The organism is Achromobacter sp. UMC71 (assembly GCF_014170305.1).
Lineage (GTDB): Bacteria > Pseudomonadota > Gammaproteobacteria > Burkholderiales > Burkholderiaceae_B > Achromobacter.
The window spans coordinates 26,146-42,416 of sequence record NZ_LZZT01000045.1; the positions used below are offsets into that span (position 1 = coordinate 26,146).

The window sequence follows — 16,271 nt, forward strand, 5'->3', positions numbered from 1 at the left end:
CAATTCCCGCAAATGAGAATCCACGGTGCTATAAGTCGAGCCATTCTTGCAAGAGGCGTGTTTCCCGTTAAAGGACGTTGCCCATGAAGAAAGCCATCGGTAGAGGTGCCCACAGCGTCATGCTCCTGTCTTGCGCGCTAGCGCCTCCCGCCATGGCGGCCTGCAGCGACCCCACGCCCGCCAGCGGCGTCACCGTGACCTGCTCCGGCGCGGGCATCGCCCCGGTCACGGCGCAGCCCGGCAGCACCGGCGTCACCGTCAACATCGACAACACCGCCACCAGCAGCTTCACGCGCGCGGTCAACCCGGTGGGCATCAGCGTCGAGGCCAACAGCACGATCAGCAACAACGGCCAGCTCGTGCTGACGGGCGGCGGTGGCGGCGCCAGTGCACGTGGCGCGGTGCTGCTGGGCGTCGGCAACGGCAACCAGATCACCAACACCGCTGGCGCCAGCCTAACCACAACCGGCACGTTCAACGATGGCATGGCGGCCAATGGCAGCGGCAATACGCTGATCAATCACGGCATAATCACCACGGCCGGCCCCTTCGCCTATGGCATGTCCGCCGTCTGGATTCAGAGTACGCAGGGGCAGACGAACAACACCATCATCAACACCGGCTCGGTATCGACGTCCGGCAGCAACGCCCGCGCGGCCTCGATCCTGAGTGGCAACGGCACAATCATCAACAGCGGCACGCTGGCCTCCAGCGGCGGTTCCAGCCAGACCGTCTACCTGCAGGGCAACAACGCCTTGCTGGTGAACTCGGGCACGATTACCGCCAGCGGCACGAACACCGGCAGATCGCCAGATGCCGTGCTGTCGAACTCGGTAAGCTCCAGCTTCACGGCAACCATCGAGAACCGCGCCGGCGGCCGCATCATCAGCCAGAACGGCTCGGGCATCCGCACCCTGAACGGCAACACGACAATCATCAACGCGGGCCTGGTGGAAAGCGGCGTTGGCACCGCGATCAGCATGGGCAACGGCCACAATACGCTGATCCTGCAGACCGGCTCGGTGATCAACGGCAACGCGGACGGCGGCAACGGCAACAACACCTTGACGTTCCAAGGCACCGGCACGGCGTCCAATCCTTTCCTGAATTTCGGCACGTTGACCATGCAAGGCTCGCTGTGGAACTGGACCGGCAGCGGCACGTTCAACCAGGCCTATGTGCAAAGCGGCACGCTGAACGTGGCCAGCGTGCTGAACGCCCCCGTGCAAGTCGACGCGGGCACGACGCTGGGCGGCTACGGCACAGTCAACGGCGCCGTGACCAACAACGGCACCGTCGCCGCGGCCAACGCCACGCCGTCGCTGGCCGGATCGGGCAACGGCGCCTTCACCATCAACGGCGCGCTGACCAACGCCGGGCTGGTGCAACTGGGCGGCACGGGCGTGGGCAACCGCCTGAACGTCAACAGCTACACCGGACAGAACGGCGCCATGGCGCTGAATACCTACCTGGGCGGCGACGGCGCGCCGTCGGACCAATTGGTGATCAACGGCGGCACGGCAACCGGGTCAACCCAGCTGCGCATCACCAACATCGGCGGCCCGGGCGCGGAAACGGCATCCAACGGCATCCAGGTGATCCAAGCGGCCAACGGCGCGACCACCTCGCCCGGCGCCTTCATGCTGGCCGGCCCGGTAAAGGCCGGCGCCTACCAGTATTACCTTTCGCATGGCGGCGTCACGGCAGGCACTGCCGAGAATTGGTATCTGCGCAGCAGCGTGACAGCGGTGGACGGCGGCATCGACCCGCCCGACCCGGCCATCGGCACACCGCCGTTGCCCGAACCGCCCCCGCCGGGCTCGGACCCGATCGTTCTGTACCGGCCGGAAGTGCCGGTGTATGCCGCCCTGCCCGGCGTGGCGCGGCAGCTTGGCATCCAGCAGCTGGGCAGCTTTCACGAACGCCAGGGCGCGCAGTCGCAGCTGACCCAGACGGGCACGCTGCCAGCCGCCTGGGCCCGCGGCTGGGGCGGCCACGACACCCTGACTCAAAGCGGCGATGCCAACCCGCAATTCAAGGGCACGATTTTCGGCATGCAGGCCGGGCAGGACATCTACGCCACCGTCAGCGACAGCGGGCACCAGAACCGCTTCGGCCTGTTCGCCGGCTTTGCGCGGGCCACAGGCGACGTCAACGGTTTCGCGCTGGGCGTGAACGGCCTGAACGCCGGCCACCTGGCCGTCAATGCCTACAGCCTGGGCGCCTATTGGACCCATATCGGGCCCGGCGGCTGGTATACCGACGTGGTGCTGATGGGCAGCACGCTCGATGCCAAGCCGCGGTCGCGCGACGGCCTGGGCGATACGACGCACGGGCGCGCCATCACCGGGTCCGCCGAGGCCGGCTTGCCGATCCCGCTGGGCGGCAACGTCGAACTGGAACCGCAGGCGCAGTTGGTCTGGCAGCGCCTGTCGTTCAACAACCTGGACGACGGCATCTCGACGGTGGGCTTCAATCGCGGCAACACCTATCTGGCGCGCGCGGGCTTGCGGCTGCTGGGCCGCTTTGAATCATCGGGCGTGAGCTGGCAGCCGTATGTGCGGCTGAACGTGCTGCGCACCTTCGGCGACAACGACCGCACCACCTTCGGCGGCGACACGGTGCTGGGCGCCACCGTCGGCCAGACGGCGGGCAAGGTGGACCTGGGCGTGGCCGCGCTGGTCGGCAGGTCGACCAGCCTGTACGCGGCGGCCAGCGGGCTGACCAACCTGGGCGGCGAACGCCAGCGCAGCGTGTCCGGCAGCGTCGGGGTCAGGTGGGCGTGGTAGCGGCGCGTTCGGCGCCGGACGGGGCGGGCATGGAAATCCTACTCACTGATAGCGTTCGCGGTAGCCCACGGGCGACATGCCGCAGTACTTGTTGAAGATGTCGCGAAACGCCTTGGTGTCGTTGTAGCCGACTTCGTACATGACTTCGGCCACGCTCTTGCGCGAGCTTTCCAGGCGCTTCTTGGCGGCCTCGACGCGCACGCGCTGCACGTATTCAACGATGCTGTTGCCGGTGGCCTGGCGAAAGCGCCGTTCCAGCGTGCGGCGGCCCATGGCGTGGCGGTCAGCCAGGTCTTCGACGGTGATCTTTTCGGTATAGCGGGTTTCGATTTCGTCCTGTACCGCGCGCACCACCTGGTCGGCATGCGACTTGTGCCCCATGAACACCGAGAACGGCAGCTGGCTCTGGCGGCTCCAGTCGAGCTGGAAGTACTTGGCGCACCAGATGGCGGTGTCGCGGTCGGTGTATTTTTCGATCAGGTGCAGCACCAGGTGCGCGGCCGAGAACGCGCCGCCGCTGGTGTAGATGCCGTTGTCGGACATGACCACACGATCGCTGGTCCATTCGACGGATGGGAACAGGCTGGCGTACAGGTTGCGCGCCACCCAATGGACCACCGCCTGCTGGCCGTCCAGCAGCCCGCCCGCGGCCAGCAGCGCCGCCCCCATGCACAGGCTGGCGACCTCGCCGCCGTTGCGGTAGTGGCGCGCCAGCCAGTCGATCAGTTCGCGATTGGACAGCACCACGTCGGACACCGCGCCCAGCAGCGGCGGCGCGATGCAGATGTCGATGCCCTGCGCCTCATCCAGCACCAGGTCGGCCTGCACCGTGATGCGGCCATCATCCAGGCTGACCTGGCGCGTGGCGGCCAGGGTGCGTACAGAAAAGCGCGGTTCGCGCCCGTGCGCCACCAGGAATTCGTTGGCCACCAGAAAGCCGTGCCGGGCCGTTTCCAGCGAGGCGATATTGGTGCCGGCAGGCAGCAAAAAGGCGATGTTTTTCATGCCGCCAAGCATACGCCTGCCGCTTGTCGCAATCCACCCTGAAGATGTCGCAATCGCCTATCTGAAAGCCGCCCGTATCCCGATACAGTGACACCTGTCGATGACGATATCGGCGGCGGTGGCCGCAGTGACCAGCGGGCTTGCGGCAAGCGCATAAAACAACACGAAGCGAAGGAGCATCTGATGGAACAGTACATAGACGGTTACCTGTTGAGCGTGCCCAAGGCCAACATCGAGGCGTACCGGAAACTGGCCGAAACGGCCGGCTCGATCTGGCTGGAATACGGCGCGCTGGAGTTCCGCGAATGCGTGGCCGACGACATCGACGGCGAAGGCTTCGGCTCGTTCACGGCCGCCGCCGGCGCCCGCGAAGGCGAAACCGTGGTGTTCTCATGGATCGCGTTCGCCAGCAAGGCCGACCGCGACCGCATCAACGCCAAGGTCATGGCCGACCCGCGCCTGACGGAGATGTCCTGCGAGGGCGTGTTCGATTTCAAGCGCATGTGCTGGGGCGGTTTTGCCACCCTGGTGGGCAAGACGGCCAAGAAATAAAAAAATTCCGGGCGGCCTGTCGATTCCGGCGCCGCCCGTTCGTCGTAGGACAAGGACAGGCCGATCCGCGCAAGCGGGGCCGGACCTGTCCCCAGGATTTCAATCGAAGCGCTTTCCCACTTTCGGAGACACACCATGGCAACCCCCGCTAGCAAGGCGATTCCCGACGGCATGCACACGCTGACCGCGCACATCATCTGTGAAGGCGCGTCGGACGCGATCGCGTTCTACAAGAAGGCGTTCAATGCCCAGGAGCTGACGCGCCTGCCCGGCCCCGACGGCAAAGTGATGCACGCGGCCATCCGCATCGGCGATTCGGTGATGATGCTGATGGACGATTTCCCTCAATGGGGCAGCCTGGGCCCGAAGGCGCTCAAGGGCACGCCCATCACGCTGCACCTGTATGTGCAGGACGTGGACGCCGCCCTCAAGCAGGCGGTGGCGGCCGGCGCCCAGCTGACCATGCCGGCGGCGGACATGTTCTGGGGCGACCGCTACGGCCAGGTGGTGGATCCATTCGGCCATCGCTGGTCCATCGCGACCCACAAGGAAGACCTGACGCCCGAGGAAATCCAGCGGAACATGGCCAAAATGGGCGACATGAGCGGCTGCGGCGATCAGGCGCAGAAGCAAGGCTGATCCGGCGGGAAGCGCAGCCCCGCGAATCGGCTGGAGAACACCGGCCGGTTCGCGGCACCGCGCTTTCGAGCCGTTAATCAGGCCGGGTACGGCCCCAGGAAATCCATCTTGCCGATCGGCACGCCGGCGTGGCGCAGGATGCCGTAGGCGGTGGTGACGTGAAAGTAGAAGTTCGGCAGCGCGAAGGTCAGCAGGTAGGCGTCGCCCTGGAATTCGGGCTTGAACTCGCCAAAGCTGAGCGTGACCTTGCGGGTGCCGGCGTCGTCCAGCTTGTCGGCGGACACCGATTGCAGATAGGCAATGGTGTCGGCGATGCGCCTTTGCAGTTGCTCGAAGGTGGCTTCCTCGTCGGGGAATTTGGGCGATTCGACTTGCGACAGGCGCTGCACGGCGAACTTGGACGCATCGCTGGCGCGCTGCACCTGGCCCGACAGCGGGTACATGTCGGGCGCCAGGCGGGCGTTGATGAGCTCGGCCGGATCGATGCCAGCGGCGGCCGCGTGGGCGGCGCCCTTTTCCAGCAGCGACGCCAGCACGGTCAGGCCGCGAATGAACAGAGGCACGGAGGCCTGGTACATGGACAGGGACATGATGTTTTTTTCCGTAGAACTTGCCAGGCCAGGACCCGAAGCGGCCCCGGATTTCCAGGCGTGCGGCGATGTTAGCGCCGGGCGCCGTCAAACGGCGGCGGTGGCCGCGACAACTCCATCCTCGATTCCGGAACAATCACGCCGTCAACGATAGCGCCGTTCCGGCCGGCACGCGACCACGGCGTCGCGGTGCAGCGCAGCAGCGGCTACGGCGCAGCAGCGTATGCAGGGCGTCAGCGGCTACAGCGGGCAACCGCTACGGCGCGGCGGCCACGCGGCGTTGCCCCTGGAAGAAACGCCAGATCAGCGCCGAGGCGTCCGGCCCGCTGCGGGCGTGGTAGCGCACCGAGGCGTCGCCGCCGCTCCAGGCGTGCTCGACCCGGGTGATCTCGCACAGCCGCAGCACCGTCTTGCGGCCGCGCAGCAGGTCGACGCGGCGATAAGCCTTCTCGGTGCCCAGGCCCAGCACGCGCTCGACCGGCAGGTCTTGCGCGCCCAGGCCATTGAGCGCGCGGAACTGCTCGAACAATTGCTTGGCGTTGCGCGGCGCCACGGCCGGGTCCATCTGCCCCTGCAGGATCATGGCGGGCATGCCCAGTTGAAAGACGGCGGGATCGGCCACGCTTTGCACCAGCGGCAAGAGCGGCTTGACCGATCCGCGCCGCATCGTGGCGAGGCCAGCCGCGGCGGTGTGCGCATCGCCCACCACCGGCCCCGAGTGCATGGCCAGCGCGGCGATCAGGGCGGGATGGCGCAACGCCACCAGCGCCGCCATGCAGGCGCCCGCCGACAGGCCGGCGATATAGACGCGTTCGGCGTCAAGCCCGTGGCGCGTCACTTCGGATTGGATCAAGGCCGCGATCAGGTCGGCGTCGGCCCCGCCGTGCTCGGCGTCGGGCTGGAACCAGCGCCAGCAGCGCTGCACCTGGCGGGTCATGGATTGCTGCGGATACAGCACCATGAAACCGCCGGCGTCGGCCCATTGGTTCATGCGCGACCCCTGCGCGAACCCCAGCGCGGTCTGGCGGCATCCGTGCAGCATCACCACCAAGGGCATGCTCTGGCGCGGCGCGCCGGGCGGGGTATAGCGGGCAAAGGTCAGGCGCCGGCCGCGCGCATCGGAAAATTGCCGTGAGGCCTCCCAGCGGCCGGAGCCCAGGCTGGACGCGGCGGTGGCCGCGGTCTTGGCCGCCTGCCGCGCGGCGGCGGCCTGGCGCGCGGACGCGGTGCGCTTGCGGGCCGCCTTGGGCGCAGCCATGCGCAACGCCGCGCGCTGGAGTTTGCTGATTTTTTTTGCAGCGTTGAAAAACAAGCGGGTGAAACTGCGCGGCATCATCAGGGCCTAATGCTCGCCGGGGGGCTGCCACGAGTGCGCTTCGCGCCTTGATAGGCGCTCATTTGGGTGTCCATGCGGGGCTCCTTTTAACGCTGGCAGGCCCTAGCCTCGGCCAGTAAACCTCTTTGAACTCCACGACGACGTTTGAAAACCACCTGGCCGCACCCTGCGGCCCGCCGACTGCCGCATCCGCCGGAAGCGGACGCCATTGCACTGGAACCCGCCCGGGTCAGAACCGGCCGGATTGGATCGCAGCGCTGCTGGTCAAGAGGTCCAGACAGGACACCAGCGCCACCACGATGGTAATGATCGAAAGCACTTTGACGACTTTGTTGGTATCGGGTCGGGTCAACGTCGCGGTCATGCGAGTGACGATGTAAGCCCCAACCATCAGGCCAATTGCCGGAATCATAAGTGCCTCCCCTTCAAGAGTGTGTGCGGGTACGCCGGATGCGATGCCCGTCGTTGACGCAAAGAAGTCGCCCAGGCGCCGCCTCTGTGGGCAGATGAATGAGCGTGTGAAATGTATCACACAGTAACTTAACCTCGCAGCATTTTGAACGGCCGCGCAGCCGGGGATTTGCACCAGATCAAGGCCCTCTACCCCGTGGACCGGCGCCGCTTGAGGCAAAGGCCGAAAACGCCTATGGTAGAAACCCTAGGTTTCACTCTCGGTATCTGCCTCAGCAAACCATGTTCCCAAACGACCGCCGCCAGACCCTGGGCGAAGAAATCGCCAATACCATCAGCCACGGCCTGGGCGCGGCTGGCGCGCTGGCCGCCGCCCCCATCCTGATCGTCGCGGCCGTGCGCCAGGGCGATGCCGCCTTCATCGCCGGCGCGGCGGTGTTCGCCGCCACCATGTGCCTGCTGTATCTGGCGTCCACCATCTACCACGCACTGCCCGACAACCGGGCCAAGCGCCTGTTCAACGTGCTGGACCATTCCGCCATCTACCTGCTGATCGCCGGCACCTACACGCCGTTCGCGCTGGGCGCCCTGCGCGGGCCCTGGGGCTGGACACTGTTCGGGCTGGTCTGGGCCATGGCGCTGCTGGGCGTGGGCCTGAAGGCCAGCAAGAAGCTGAACCGCCCGGCCATTTCCACCGGGCTGTACCTCGCCATGGGCTGGCTGGTCATCATCGCCGTCAAGCCGCTGCTCGAACGGGTGCCCACGGGCGGCCTGTGGTGGCTGGTGGCGGGCGGGCTGGCCTATACGGGCGGCGTGGTGTTCTTCGTGTTCGACAACCGCTGGCGCTACAGCCACTTCATCTGGCATCTGTTCGTGCTGGCGGGCACGGTGTGCCATTTCTTCGCGGTGCTGTGGTACGCGGCATAACGGCCACGACGGACCGCTCCACGAAAAAGCACCCCGCCGGGTGCTTTTTTGCGTCCGCCGCTAGCCGCGTCCCGCCCTTGCCTCTGGCATCGCCAGCAAGCCACGCTTCATCAGCCCGCGCACGCCCGGCACCAGCAGGCTGCCGGCAAAGGCCAGGTCGCGCCAGAGGCCGGGGCCGGACGCCTGGAAGCAAGGCGTCAGCGCGCGGCTCAGCGTCTGGTACAGGCGCGACGGCATCAGGCGGCGGCGGGCGTAGCGCGCGGGGCCTTCCTGCGCGCCGTGCTGGGTGACCGCGGCGGCCAGCGCCAGGGCGTCCAGCACGGCCAGCGTGGTGCCCAGGCCCAGTTGCGGGCTCATGGCGTGGGCGGCATCGCCCACCGCACAGTAGGGGCCCTGGGCCAGGGCCCGCGGCCAGGTGTGGCGGTAAGTCGCCACGGCCAGGTCGTCATGCGCGCGGATCTGGCTGACCACGGGTTCGGCGTCGGGCCACAGTTGCAACAGGCGCGCCTTCCAGGCCTCGATGGGCGCGGCGCGCCAGGCCGGCAAGGCGTCGTGGCGGATGCTCCAGAACAGCGACAGGCGCACGCCCTGGGGGCCCACGTCGGTCGGCAACAGGCCCATCATTTCGCGGGTGCCGGCAAAGCGCTGCAACAGCTGCGACGCGCCCGCCCATTCGGGCACCCAGAACTGGCCCCACAAGGCGCCCCAGCGATAGACGCTGGACCTGGCGGCCATGCCGACCTGCTCGCGCAGCGCCGACGCCGCGCCGTCGGCCACCACGAACAGGTCGAAGCTTGATTCGCCGCCCGCGTGGCGCACCTGGGCGCGGCCCCGCTCGATGCCGAGACGTTCCACCGGACAGCCGAAGGAAAACTGCACGCCGGCGCGCTGCGCCGCGTCGAACAGCACGCCGCCCAGCGCGGCGCGGTTAACGGCGCGCGCGCCGTCGCCGACGTAGTCGATGTCCACCACGCGCCAGCCACGATGCGACAGGCCCAGCAGCCGGTCGATAGGCGCGCCGACGTTCAGCGCCGCGAAGTCCAGCCCCAGCGCCCGCAGCCCGCGCACGCCGGGCGGCTGCAGCAACAGGCCCGCGCCCAGCGTGGTGAAGCCTTGATGCTTTTCAAACACCCGCACCTGATGCCCGGCGCGGGCCAGGGCCAGCGCGGTCGCCAGCCCCGCGCTGCCGGCGCCGGCGATGCCGATGGATAAGGGGGAATGCGTGGCGGACATGAACTTGGCGTGTAGATCGGAAGGTGCCGGCATAGTAGCAATGTGGCCTATTGCGGCCGCAGGTAGCCGGTGGGCGGCCGCCCCAGCACGCGCCGGAACATGGTGGAAAAGGCCGCCGGGCTTTGATAGCCGAAGTCCAGGGCAATGGCCGTGACCGGCGCGCCGGCGGCCAGCCGGGCCAGGGCCAGCACCACACAGGCGCGCTGGCGCCATTCCGAAAACGCCATGCCGGTCTGCTGGCGAAAGTGCCGGCTGAAGGTACGCGGACTCATGTGCAGGCGCTCGGCCCAGGATTCCGGCGTCTGGCGCACGTCGGGCGCGGCAATGAAGGCGCGGCACAGCGGCGCCAGGCGCTTGTCGCGCGGCAGCGGGATGTGCAGCGGCAGCACCGGGGCGCGTGCCACCTCGTGCAGCAAGAGCGCGGCCAAGGCGCCGTCGCGCCCGACCAGATCGTATTCGGGCGGCATATCCACCGCTTCCAGCAGCAGCTGGCGCAGCAGCGGCGACACCTCGACCACTTCGCAGGCCGTGCTGGCGCGCCCCGTGCCCGGCTCAAGATAGGCGCTGCGGGTGCTGACGTCCTGCATGCGCACCTGGTGCGCCACGCCCGCCGGAATCCAGACGGCGCGCTGCGGCGGCACGACCCAGTTGCCGTCGCGTGTCACCACGTGCATGACGCCGGTAGCGCCGTACAGCAACTGGGCGCGGCGATGCGAGTGCGCCGGCAGCAGATGGCCGGGCGGATAGTCGTTGCCGATGGCGACGAGTGCGCGGTCCAGCTGGTCGTGCCGGTCGATATGGGTATTGCGCATGGGCGAGGGTTTGGCCGAAACACGAACATTATTGTCCAATCCTCGAAAGCAAGCCACCGCCCGCCGGCCTATCGTGGCGTTTTACTCAGCAAGGAGGCGAAAAGACATGCTGTATGTCGTGTTGGCGCTGTTCGGCGCCCTGAGCGGCGTCACCACGGTGCTGTTCGGCTTTGGCGGCGGCTTCGTGGTGGTGCCGGTGCTGTATGGCGTGCTGACCGCCACCCATGGCGCCAACGACGCCATCGGCCAGGCGGCGATGCACATCGCGGTCGCCACATCCACCTGCGTGATGATCGTCAATTCCATCGCCGCCACCCGCAAGCACCAGCGCAACGGCAACATCGTGCGCGCCTACGTCTGGCCGCTGGCGGCTTTCATCGGCGTGGGCGCCCTGCTGGGCGCCTGGGCGGCCACTTCGGCCAGCGGCGACTTGGTGCGCTATGCCTTCATCGCCTACCTGGGCGTGACGATCCTGGATTGCCTGCTGCGCCAGGGCTTCCTCGCGCATACCGATACGCAAGGCGCGCAGCCGCTGGGCCAGGGCGTGATCGTGGGCGGCGGTGTGGTGATCGGCGCGATCGCCACCTTCCTGGGCGTGGGCGGCAGCGTGATGACCGTGCCGCTGCTGCGGCGCCGCGGCCTGCCGATGGCAAAGGCGGCGGCCATGGCCAATCCGCTGACCTTGCCGGTGGCCATCGTGGGCACGCTGGCGTACATGGCGGCGGCGCGCGAACTGTCGGCGCCGCTGGCGCCGTGGATCGTCGGCTATGTGGACCTGCTGGCCTTCGCGGCGTTGGCGCTGGGGTCGCTGGCGGGCATCCGGCTGGCCGCGCCGCTGATTCCGCGCATTCCGGACCGGCTGCATGCTCGCGTCTACATCGCGCTGCTGGCGCTGGTGATGTTGAGCATGGTGCTGGCCTAGGGCCTGTTCCCACTAGAATGCGCCTCGCACAGGCCCTCGCCGCGGCGCGCAGGCGCGGGGCGGGGCGCCTGCCGGCCTGCTATTTCGTCACGAACGCCACCACCTGCGTGACCAGCGCGGGATCGCGCAGCGCGCGGGTATGGCCCATCTTTTCCGTGGCGACCAATTCGGCGCCCGGCCAGGCCGCGGCCAGCACGGCCGCGTCGTCGAAGGGGCTTTCGCGGTCGCCGCGATCGTGGATGATCAAGAGCGGCGTCGACATCGCGGGCGCCAGCCGCGCCGGCTCCATTTCGGGGAAGGTGATGCCCAGCCAATCCTGGGCGTGCTTGACGACGCGGGGCATGACCTTGGCCGGCAGGTTCATCATGCGGCGCGAGTATTCCCACACGCTGTCGTAGCGGCTGACCGGGCCTAGGAACACCGCGCGCGGCGCCGAGAAGCCGCGCGACATTGCGAAGGTCACGGCGGCCGCGCCCAGCGAGTGCGCGATCACGCCGTGGAATTCGCCATAGACCCGGGCCGCGTTGGCCACGCAGGGCTCGAAATGCCGCACCGACGCGCTTTTGCCGGTGGACCGGCCGTGCGCGGGCATGTCGATGGCCACGACCTGATAGCCCAGTTGACGCAGCGGTTCGACGTAGGCGGTCATCTGCGCGGCATCGCCCCCCCAGCCGTGCACCAGCAGAATGCGCGGCCCCGCGTCGCCCCACACGTAGTGGTAAACGGTCTGGCCGTCGATGGAGCGCTTATCGACCCGCGCCTGGCCCAGGATGCTGCGGCCGGGTTCCGAGGGTTTGAGACGAGTCGGCGTGAAGATCAGGCGCTTGACCAGCCGGGCGGTCAGGTCGGGCGCCACGGTGCCGGCGAAACCGAAGACGCCGCCGATGACGCTGGCGATGAACGGCTTTTTGCGAGGCTTGCTCGCCTTACCGGCGTCGCCGGCGGAAGCGGGAACGGAGATCTTGTTTTCAGTCGTCATACGTCGTTTTATCCTGGTAGCAGTGACAAGCGAACGGCGGACCCAACAATCGATACCGAGAATACCCCGATTACCAAGGCTGCGGTGCGCTGCAGGTTTTCAGGGTTGATGAAGCGGGACCGCTGCCCGCCCAGCGCCGCGCCGAACTTGATCCAGATGAACGCGATGGGCACCAGCAGGCAGGCGAACTGCAGGATCGACCCGATGTACGTCTGCAGGCGGTCGAACGAATGCGCCGGGAACAGCGTCGAGGCGAACACCAGCCCCTTGGGATTGAGCAGCGTGGCCACGAACAGCGCAGCCGGGCCGATCGGCGCCTTGCGCGCGGTGGCCTGGGCGCTGGCGGCGCCCCAGATCTTGACCGCCACATAGGCCAGGTAGACGCTGCTGGCAACGCGCACCACGATGCCCACCCAGGGATAGACCGCCTGCGCGGAGACCAGGAACAAGCCCCACGCGGTGATGCCGACCAGATAACCGGCCAGCTCGAAAGCGACCAGCGGCGCCGCCCGCCGCACGCCCTGCGCCAGCCCCGCCGCCGCCAGCAGCGTATTGGTGGGCCCCGGCGTCAACAGGATGACGGCGGTGCCCAGGACGAAGACGAAATCGATGCCGCTCATGGAACACCTATGGTCAGGTCAGCACGCGGTCGATGTTGTGCTGAAACATGCCCAGCAGCCCTTCTTCCAGGCCCAGCGTGTGATGCGCGTTGGCGCCGCACTGCAACCCCGCCTGCACCCCTTCGACGATGCCGAAATCTTCATGGTGAAAGACCGCGTCGATGTTGCCGAAGCGCTGCGCCAGCGTGGCCTGCCCTTCCTCACCCGCGTAGTCGGCGTCGCGATAAAGCATGTCGTGCGTCCAGATCGTTTTGTCCGGCGCGATGGGATAGAACGCGTTGAGCGACACGATGTTGGCGTGGTTGATCAGGAAGGTGTTGGGGAACAGCGTGTAGAACACCGAGGCGTAGTCCAGGATGCGCCACGACGCCGGATCGACGCCGGCCGCGTCCATCAGGTTGGTCTTGGCCGCGGCGATGCGGATGTGCAGGCCGTGTTCGAAGTGCGCGATCACGCCCTTCTCGAACACCGGGGCAATGGTGTTCTTGTGCAGGATCGGCACGTGATAGCGTTCCAGGTAGGTCTTGATCAAGAGCTTCCAGTTGGCGTTCAGTGTGCTGACCTTGCGGCTGTGCAGGGTCATGTCGCCCAGCTTGAAGCCGTCCATTTCGTCACGCATTTCGGCGCCCAGGCTGGCGTCCAGGTCGATCGCCGCCCCCGGCGTGGGGTGCAGCCAGATCATGCCCAGCCGCTCGGTCACCGTCAGTTCCACCAGGTTGTGCTGCTGGCAGTCCATGTCCGGAAAGTTGTACGGCTTGGTCACGCCTTTCAAGGCGCCGTCCAGCCCGTAGACCCAACCGTGGAAGGGACAGGTGAAGAACTTCAGTTCTTTCTCGTTGCCCGACACCAGGCGCGCGCCGCGGTGGCGGCAGACGTTCAGAAAGGCGCGCAGCACGCCCGCCTTGTCGCGCACCACCACGAAAGGCAGCTTGTCCCAGGGACTGAGCAGATACGAGCCCGGCTCGCGCACCTGGGCCGACGCGCCCACCACCAGGGGGTAGTCGCGAAAGGCGGTGGCCAGCTCGCGTTCCAGGATGCCGTTGTCCATATAGACGCTCGCCGGCACCTGCACTACCTTGCCCAGCATGTCCTCGTCGCGATCGACTTCGCGCAGCTTGAACATTTTCCGCAGGGTTTCTACTTGAGTCGCATGTTTCATCAGAGATCCCGTTTCCTGTAAAAAACGTCTGGTGGAGAGGCCCCTGGGCGCCGCCCCGAAAAGGCGCCCCGGGGCCCTTTGCGTCACGCCGCGGCGGTGTGCACCGGCAGGTCCTGCAGGTACGTCACCACCCGCTTGCCCACGGCGGACAGGCCCAGGATCTCGAAGTGGCCCGCGCCATCGACGATCTCCAGGGTGGAACCGGGCCAGGCCTGGTGCAGTTCATCCGCATGCGACGGCGGCACGAAGTCGTCCGCGCCGCCATGGATGACCAGGCCGGGCACGTTCAAATGGCCGACGATGTGCCGCGGCGAGTGGTCCGTCCACAGCGCCGCGCCGTAGCGCTGCTGCAGTTCGTCGCACAGCGCCGTCTCGACCTCGGCGCCCAGCTGGTTCAGCTGGACGAATTTCTCGACCAGGAAGCGGCTGGTGGACGGGGTGGAGATCGACACGAAGGCATCCACGCTGACGCCCTGCTGCAAGGCCGACAAGGCCCACAGGCCGCCGAGCGAATGGCTGACGACGGCATGGATGTCGCCCGCCCGGCTGCACACCTTGCGGATGAAATCCCGCACCTGGACCGGATCGGTGCCGTTGCCGGCGGCCTCGCCGTGCGCCGGCATGTCGAACAGCACCACTTCGTAGCCGCGGTCCAGCAACTGCTCGGCCAGCGGCACCATGCTGCCCAGATGGCTGTGGATGCCGTGCGCCAACAACACGGTGGGCCCGTCGCCGCGCCGGTAGTACTTGTAGACGCCGTCGTTGGCCTTGACGGAGAACGACTGGCAGCGCCGCAGGAACGCGCGGGTGAATTCGTCGTAAGGCACCCGCGTGATGGCGAAGTACTTGTCCAGGATGGCCGCGAAGGCCGGGTCTTGCCGGGCGTCTGGCATGGTCAGCTCCCTGCCATGGCGGCCAGGCACTGGCGGGCACGTTCGGGCAGCACATATTCGCCGTCCCGCTCGATTTTTTCGTACAGGCGCTCGACCCGCTCGTAGTGCGCGTCCAGGTTCTGGTCCAGCAGATGGTGCTTCGTCTTGTTGTAGACACCGAACTGCAGATCGGTCAGCAGCTCGAACGGGTTGATGTGGCCGTAGGGCGTGCCGAAGATCATCCGCAGGAACTCGTCGATGTCGTGGTAGCCCAGCGCCGTCAGCAGGAATTCGATGCCGGCGCGCTTGCGCTTGGTCTGGTAGGCGCGTTCCTTGGGATCGACGATGAAGTCCAGGCCGCTGGTCATGCCGGCCGGATACTCCACCTTGGAGAAGCAGCGGAAGTCGATGGTGACGCGGTCTTCGGTCGCTTGCGGCAGCGTGCTGTCGGCGTGCGCGCGGTAGTTGTCGAAGAACAGCGCCTGGCCCACCTTGGAATCGCAGAACCAGCCGGACGACGGCTTGTCGGCGTACTTCTTTTCCCAGTACTTGGCCATCAGGAAATCGCGCACCGTGGGCAGGTCGATCTCGGACAGCAGCCCTTCGGTGTACAGGTACAGCGCCTTGTCGACGGCCGCGCGCTCGTCCGGGTCCAGGTCCATGTCCAGCATCTTCATGTAGACGAAGTTCAGGTTGGGCGCCTCGACCTCGGCGTCCTCGAAGATGACGAAGGGCTGGCGGGTCAGCGGCGTGGGCGTCAGGGCCGTGTGAAAGCTCTTGTAGTGCTTGGGAAAGCCCAGCCCCTTCTTGACCAGCGAAGGAATCTGCAGGGCAATACCGCTGGCCGAGTGCGTGCCATAGGGCTTCTTGCCCTTGGGCACCACGAAGGCGTTGACCACGGTGGTGGCCGCCAGCGGGAAGTTCTCCAGCACTTTGTCCTGGTTGCGGTCGTAAAAGCGCTTGGCCGACGGGATGAACAAGGCGCTGTTCTCGAACATGGTGGACAAGGGGAAATAGGTGCCCACCGAGGTGTCCGAAAAGCTGCCCGCCACCTTGGCCTGCAGGCGCAGCTCGCGGCGCAGCTTGACCGCCAGGTCCGCATCCACGTTCATCGGGATGACGCGGGTGGGTTCGGTTTCGGGATAGAAGCAGCAGGTGTTCAGCGTGCGGTTCGGCGGCAGGCGCGAGGCCACGGCGCCGGGCTCGACGGTATAGCGGTCCAGCACGCGGACCAGGTGCCGGGCATGCACGCCCGCCGCCTCATTCAGGAAGGTGCCGGTCTTTTGCCAGATGCCCGTGCCCTGGGCCTCGGACGACACGTCTGCCGGATGCTCTTGCAATTCGAGGGTAGTCATTCAAATCCTCCACGGGGGTGGAAATGGGCTGGGGATGCCGCCCCGGCGGCGCCTGAGGGGCGCGTGGGCC

General features: G+C 67.1%; 16 protein-coding genes. 5 read left to right on the plus strand and 11 right to left on the minus strand.

All coding sequences use genetic code 11. From position 1 onward, the window contains the following. The first annotated feature begins 83 nt into the window (after positions 1-83). A complete protein-coding gene (locus A9974_RS21155) occupies positions 84-2,789 on the plus strand; it encodes an autotransporter outer membrane beta-barrel domain-containing protein (RefSeq protein ID WP_183006140.1) in 2,706 nt (901 codons plus the stop codon). A 42-nt stretch (positions 2,790-2,831) separates the two neighbouring features. On the opposite strand, the gene A9974_RS21160 is transcribed toward A9974_RS21155, so the two are convergent. Further along, complete coding sequence (locus A9974_RS21160) at positions 2,832-3,806, minus strand: GlxA family transcriptional regulator (RefSeq protein ID WP_183006141.1); 975 nt, start codon at positions 3,804-3,806, stop codon at positions 2,832-2,834. A 171-nt stretch (positions 3,807-3,977) separates the two neighbouring features. Here A9974_RS21160 and A9974_RS21165 point away from each other — a divergent pair, with 171 nt between their 5' ends. Next, positions 3,978-4,346: a DUF1428 domain-containing protein gene (locus A9974_RS21165; RefSeq protein ID WP_183006142.1), complete on the plus strand. Its 369-nt coding sequence runs from the start codon at positions 3,978-3,980 to the stop codon at positions 4,344-4,346. A 135-nt stretch (positions 4,347-4,481) separates the two neighbouring features. Next, a complete protein-coding gene (locus A9974_RS21170) occupies positions 4,482-4,985 on the plus strand; it encodes a VOC family protein (RefSeq protein ID WP_183006143.1) in 504 nt (167 codons plus the stop codon). A 77-nt stretch (positions 4,986-5,062) separates the two neighbouring features. On the opposite strand, the gene A9974_RS21175 is transcribed toward A9974_RS21170, so the two are convergent. The 3 genes from A9974_RS21175 to A9974_RS21185 form a co-directional block, all read right to left on the minus strand. Continuing rightward, positions 5,063-5,575 carry a DUF1993 family protein gene (locus A9974_RS21175; protein WP_183006144.1) on the minus strand — a complete coding sequence of 171 codons (513 nt, stop codon included), beginning with the start codon at positions 5,573-5,575 and terminating at the stop codon, positions 5,063-5,065. A gap of 256 nt (positions 5,576-5,831) precedes the next feature. Beyond that, complete coding sequence (locus A9974_RS21180) at positions 5,832-6,833, minus strand: PHB depolymerase family esterase (RefSeq protein WP_255468273.1); 1,002 nt, start codon at positions 6,831-6,833, stop codon at positions 5,832-5,834. Between the two features lie 307 nt (positions 6,834-7,140). After that, positions 7,141-7,323 (minus strand): hypothetical protein, encoded by a 183-nt coding sequence (locus A9974_RS21185; protein ID WP_183006145.1) that lies wholly within the window; start codon positions 7,321-7,323, stop codon positions 7,141-7,143. Between the two features lie 281 nt (positions 7,324-7,604). Between A9974_RS21185 and A9974_RS21190 the strand changes: the two genes are divergently transcribed. Next, positions 7,605-8,249 (plus strand): hemolysin III family protein, encoded by a 645-nt coding sequence (locus tag A9974_RS21190; protein ID WP_183006146.1) that lies wholly within the window; start codon positions 7,605-7,607, stop codon positions 8,247-8,249. 60 nt (positions 8,250-8,309) lie between these two features. On the opposite strand, the gene A9974_RS21195 is transcribed toward A9974_RS21190, so the two are convergent. Further along, on the minus strand, positions 8,310-9,482 hold the full coding sequence (locus A9974_RS21195; protein WP_183006147.1) for an NAD(P)/FAD-dependent oxidoreductase: 1,173 nt from the start codon (positions 9,480-9,482) through the stop codon (positions 8,310-8,312). A 47-nt stretch (positions 9,483-9,529) separates the two neighbouring features. Then, positions 9,530-10,294: a helix-turn-helix transcriptional regulator gene (locus tag A9974_RS21200; protein ID WP_183006148.1), complete on the minus strand. Its 765-nt coding sequence runs from the start codon at positions 10,292-10,294 to the stop codon at positions 9,530-9,532. Between the two features lie 106 nt (positions 10,295-10,400). Here A9974_RS21200 and A9974_RS21205 point away from each other — a divergent pair, with 106 nt between their 5' ends. Next, entirely contained in the window at positions 10,401-11,216 is an 816-nt protein-coding gene (locus A9974_RS21205) for a sulfite exporter TauE/SafE family protein (protein WP_183006149.1), read from the plus strand. A gap of 79 nt (positions 11,217-11,295) precedes the next feature. Here the strand turns inward: A9974_RS21205 and A9974_RS21210 are convergent, their stop codons facing one another. The 5 genes from A9974_RS21210 to A9974_RS21230 form a co-directional block, all read right to left on the minus strand. Next, positions 11,296-12,195 (minus strand): alpha/beta fold hydrolase, encoded by a 900-nt coding sequence (locus A9974_RS21210; protein ID WP_183006150.1) that lies wholly within the window; start codon positions 12,193-12,195, stop codon positions 11,296-11,298. 8 nt (positions 12,196-12,203) lie between these two features. Then, entirely contained in the window at positions 12,204-12,815 is a 612-nt protein-coding gene (locus A9974_RS21215; RefSeq protein ID WP_183006151.1) for a LysE family translocator, read from the minus strand. Positions 12,816-12,828: 13 nt separating this feature from the next. Next, positions 12,829-13,974 (minus strand): aromatic ring-hydroxylating dioxygenase subunit alpha, encoded by a 1,146-nt coding sequence (locus A9974_RS21220; RefSeq protein WP_183006152.1) that lies wholly within the window; start codon positions 13,972-13,974, stop codon positions 12,829-12,831. A gap of 83 nt (positions 13,975-14,057) precedes the next feature. Further along, entirely contained in the window at positions 14,058-14,867 is an 810-nt protein-coding gene (locus A9974_RS21225; protein ID WP_220806064.1) for an alpha/beta fold hydrolase, read from the minus strand. 2 nt (positions 14,868-14,869) lie between these two features. Next, a complete protein-coding gene (locus A9974_RS21230; RefSeq protein WP_183006154.1) occupies positions 14,870-16,201 on the minus strand; it encodes a hypothetical protein in 1,332 nt (443 codons plus the stop codon). Between the last annotated feature and the right edge of the window lie 70 nt (positions 16,202-16,271).

What these genes read in the sequence shown, in the direction of transcription:
- A9974_RS21185 (WP_183006145.1), bottom strand. Translation starts at nt 7,323, where the DNA reads ATGATTCCGGCAATTGGCCTGATGGTTGGGGCTTACATCGTCACTCGC.
- A9974_RS21210 (WP_183006150.1), bottom strand. Translation starts at nt 12,195, where the DNA reads ATGACGACTGAAAACAAGATCTCCGTTCCCGCTTCCGCCGGCGACGCC.
- A9974_RS21205 (WP_183006149.1), top strand. Translation starts at nt 10,401, where the DNA reads ATGCTGTATGTCGTGTTGGCGCTGTTCGGCGCCCTGAGCGGCGTCACC.
- A9974_RS21160 (WP_183006141.1), bottom strand. Translation starts at nt 3,806, where the DNA reads ATGCTTGGCGGCATGAAAAACATCGCCTTTTTGCTGCCTGCCGGCACC.
- A9974_RS21220 (WP_183006152.1), bottom strand. Translation starts at nt 13,974, where the DNA reads ATGAAACATGCGACTCAAGTAGAAACCCTGCGGAAAATGTTCAAGCTG.
- A9974_RS21200 (WP_183006148.1), bottom strand. Translation starts at nt 10,294, where the DNA reads ATGCGCAATACCCATATCGACCGGCACGACCAGCTGGACCGCGCACTC.
- A9974_RS21225 (WP_220806064.1), bottom strand. Translation starts at nt 14,867, where the DNA reads ATGCCAGACGCCCGGCAAGACCCGGCCTTCGCGGCCATCCTGGACAAG.
- A9974_RS21175 (WP_183006144.1), bottom strand. Translation starts at nt 5,575, where the DNA reads ATGTCCCTGTCCATGTACCAGGCCTCCGTGCCTCTGTTCATTCGCGGC.
- A9974_RS21155 (WP_183006140.1), top strand. Translation starts at nt 84, where the DNA reads ATGAAGAAAGCCATCGGTAGAGGTGCCCACAGCGTCATGCTCCTGTCT.
- A9974_RS21190 (WP_183006146.1), top strand. Translation starts at nt 7,605, where the DNA reads ATGTTCCCAAACGACCGCCGCCAGACCCTGGGCGAAGAAATCGCCAAT.
- A9974_RS21195 (WP_183006147.1), bottom strand. Translation starts at nt 9,482, where the DNA reads ATGTCCGCCACGCATTCCCCCTTATCCATCGGCATCGCCGGCGCCGGC.
- A9974_RS21230 (WP_183006154.1), bottom strand. Translation starts at nt 16,201, where the DNA reads ATGACTACCCTCGAATTGCAAGAGCATCCGGCAGACGTGTCGTCCGAG.
- A9974_RS21180 (WP_255468273.1), bottom strand. Translation starts at nt 6,833, where the DNA reads ATGGCTGCGCCCAAGGCGGCCCGCAAGCGCACCGCGTCCGCGCGCCAG.
- A9974_RS21165 (WP_183006142.1), top strand. Translation starts at nt 3,978, where the DNA reads ATGGAACAGTACATAGACGGTTACCTGTTGAGCGTGCCCAAGGCCAAC.
- A9974_RS21170 (WP_183006143.1), top strand. Translation starts at nt 4,482, where the DNA reads ATGGCAACCCCCGCTAGCAAGGCGATTCCCGACGGCATGCACACGCTG.
- A9974_RS21215 (WP_183006151.1), bottom strand. Translation starts at nt 12,815, where the DNA reads ATGAGCGGCATCGATTTCGTCTTCGTCCTGGGCACCGCCGTCATCCTG.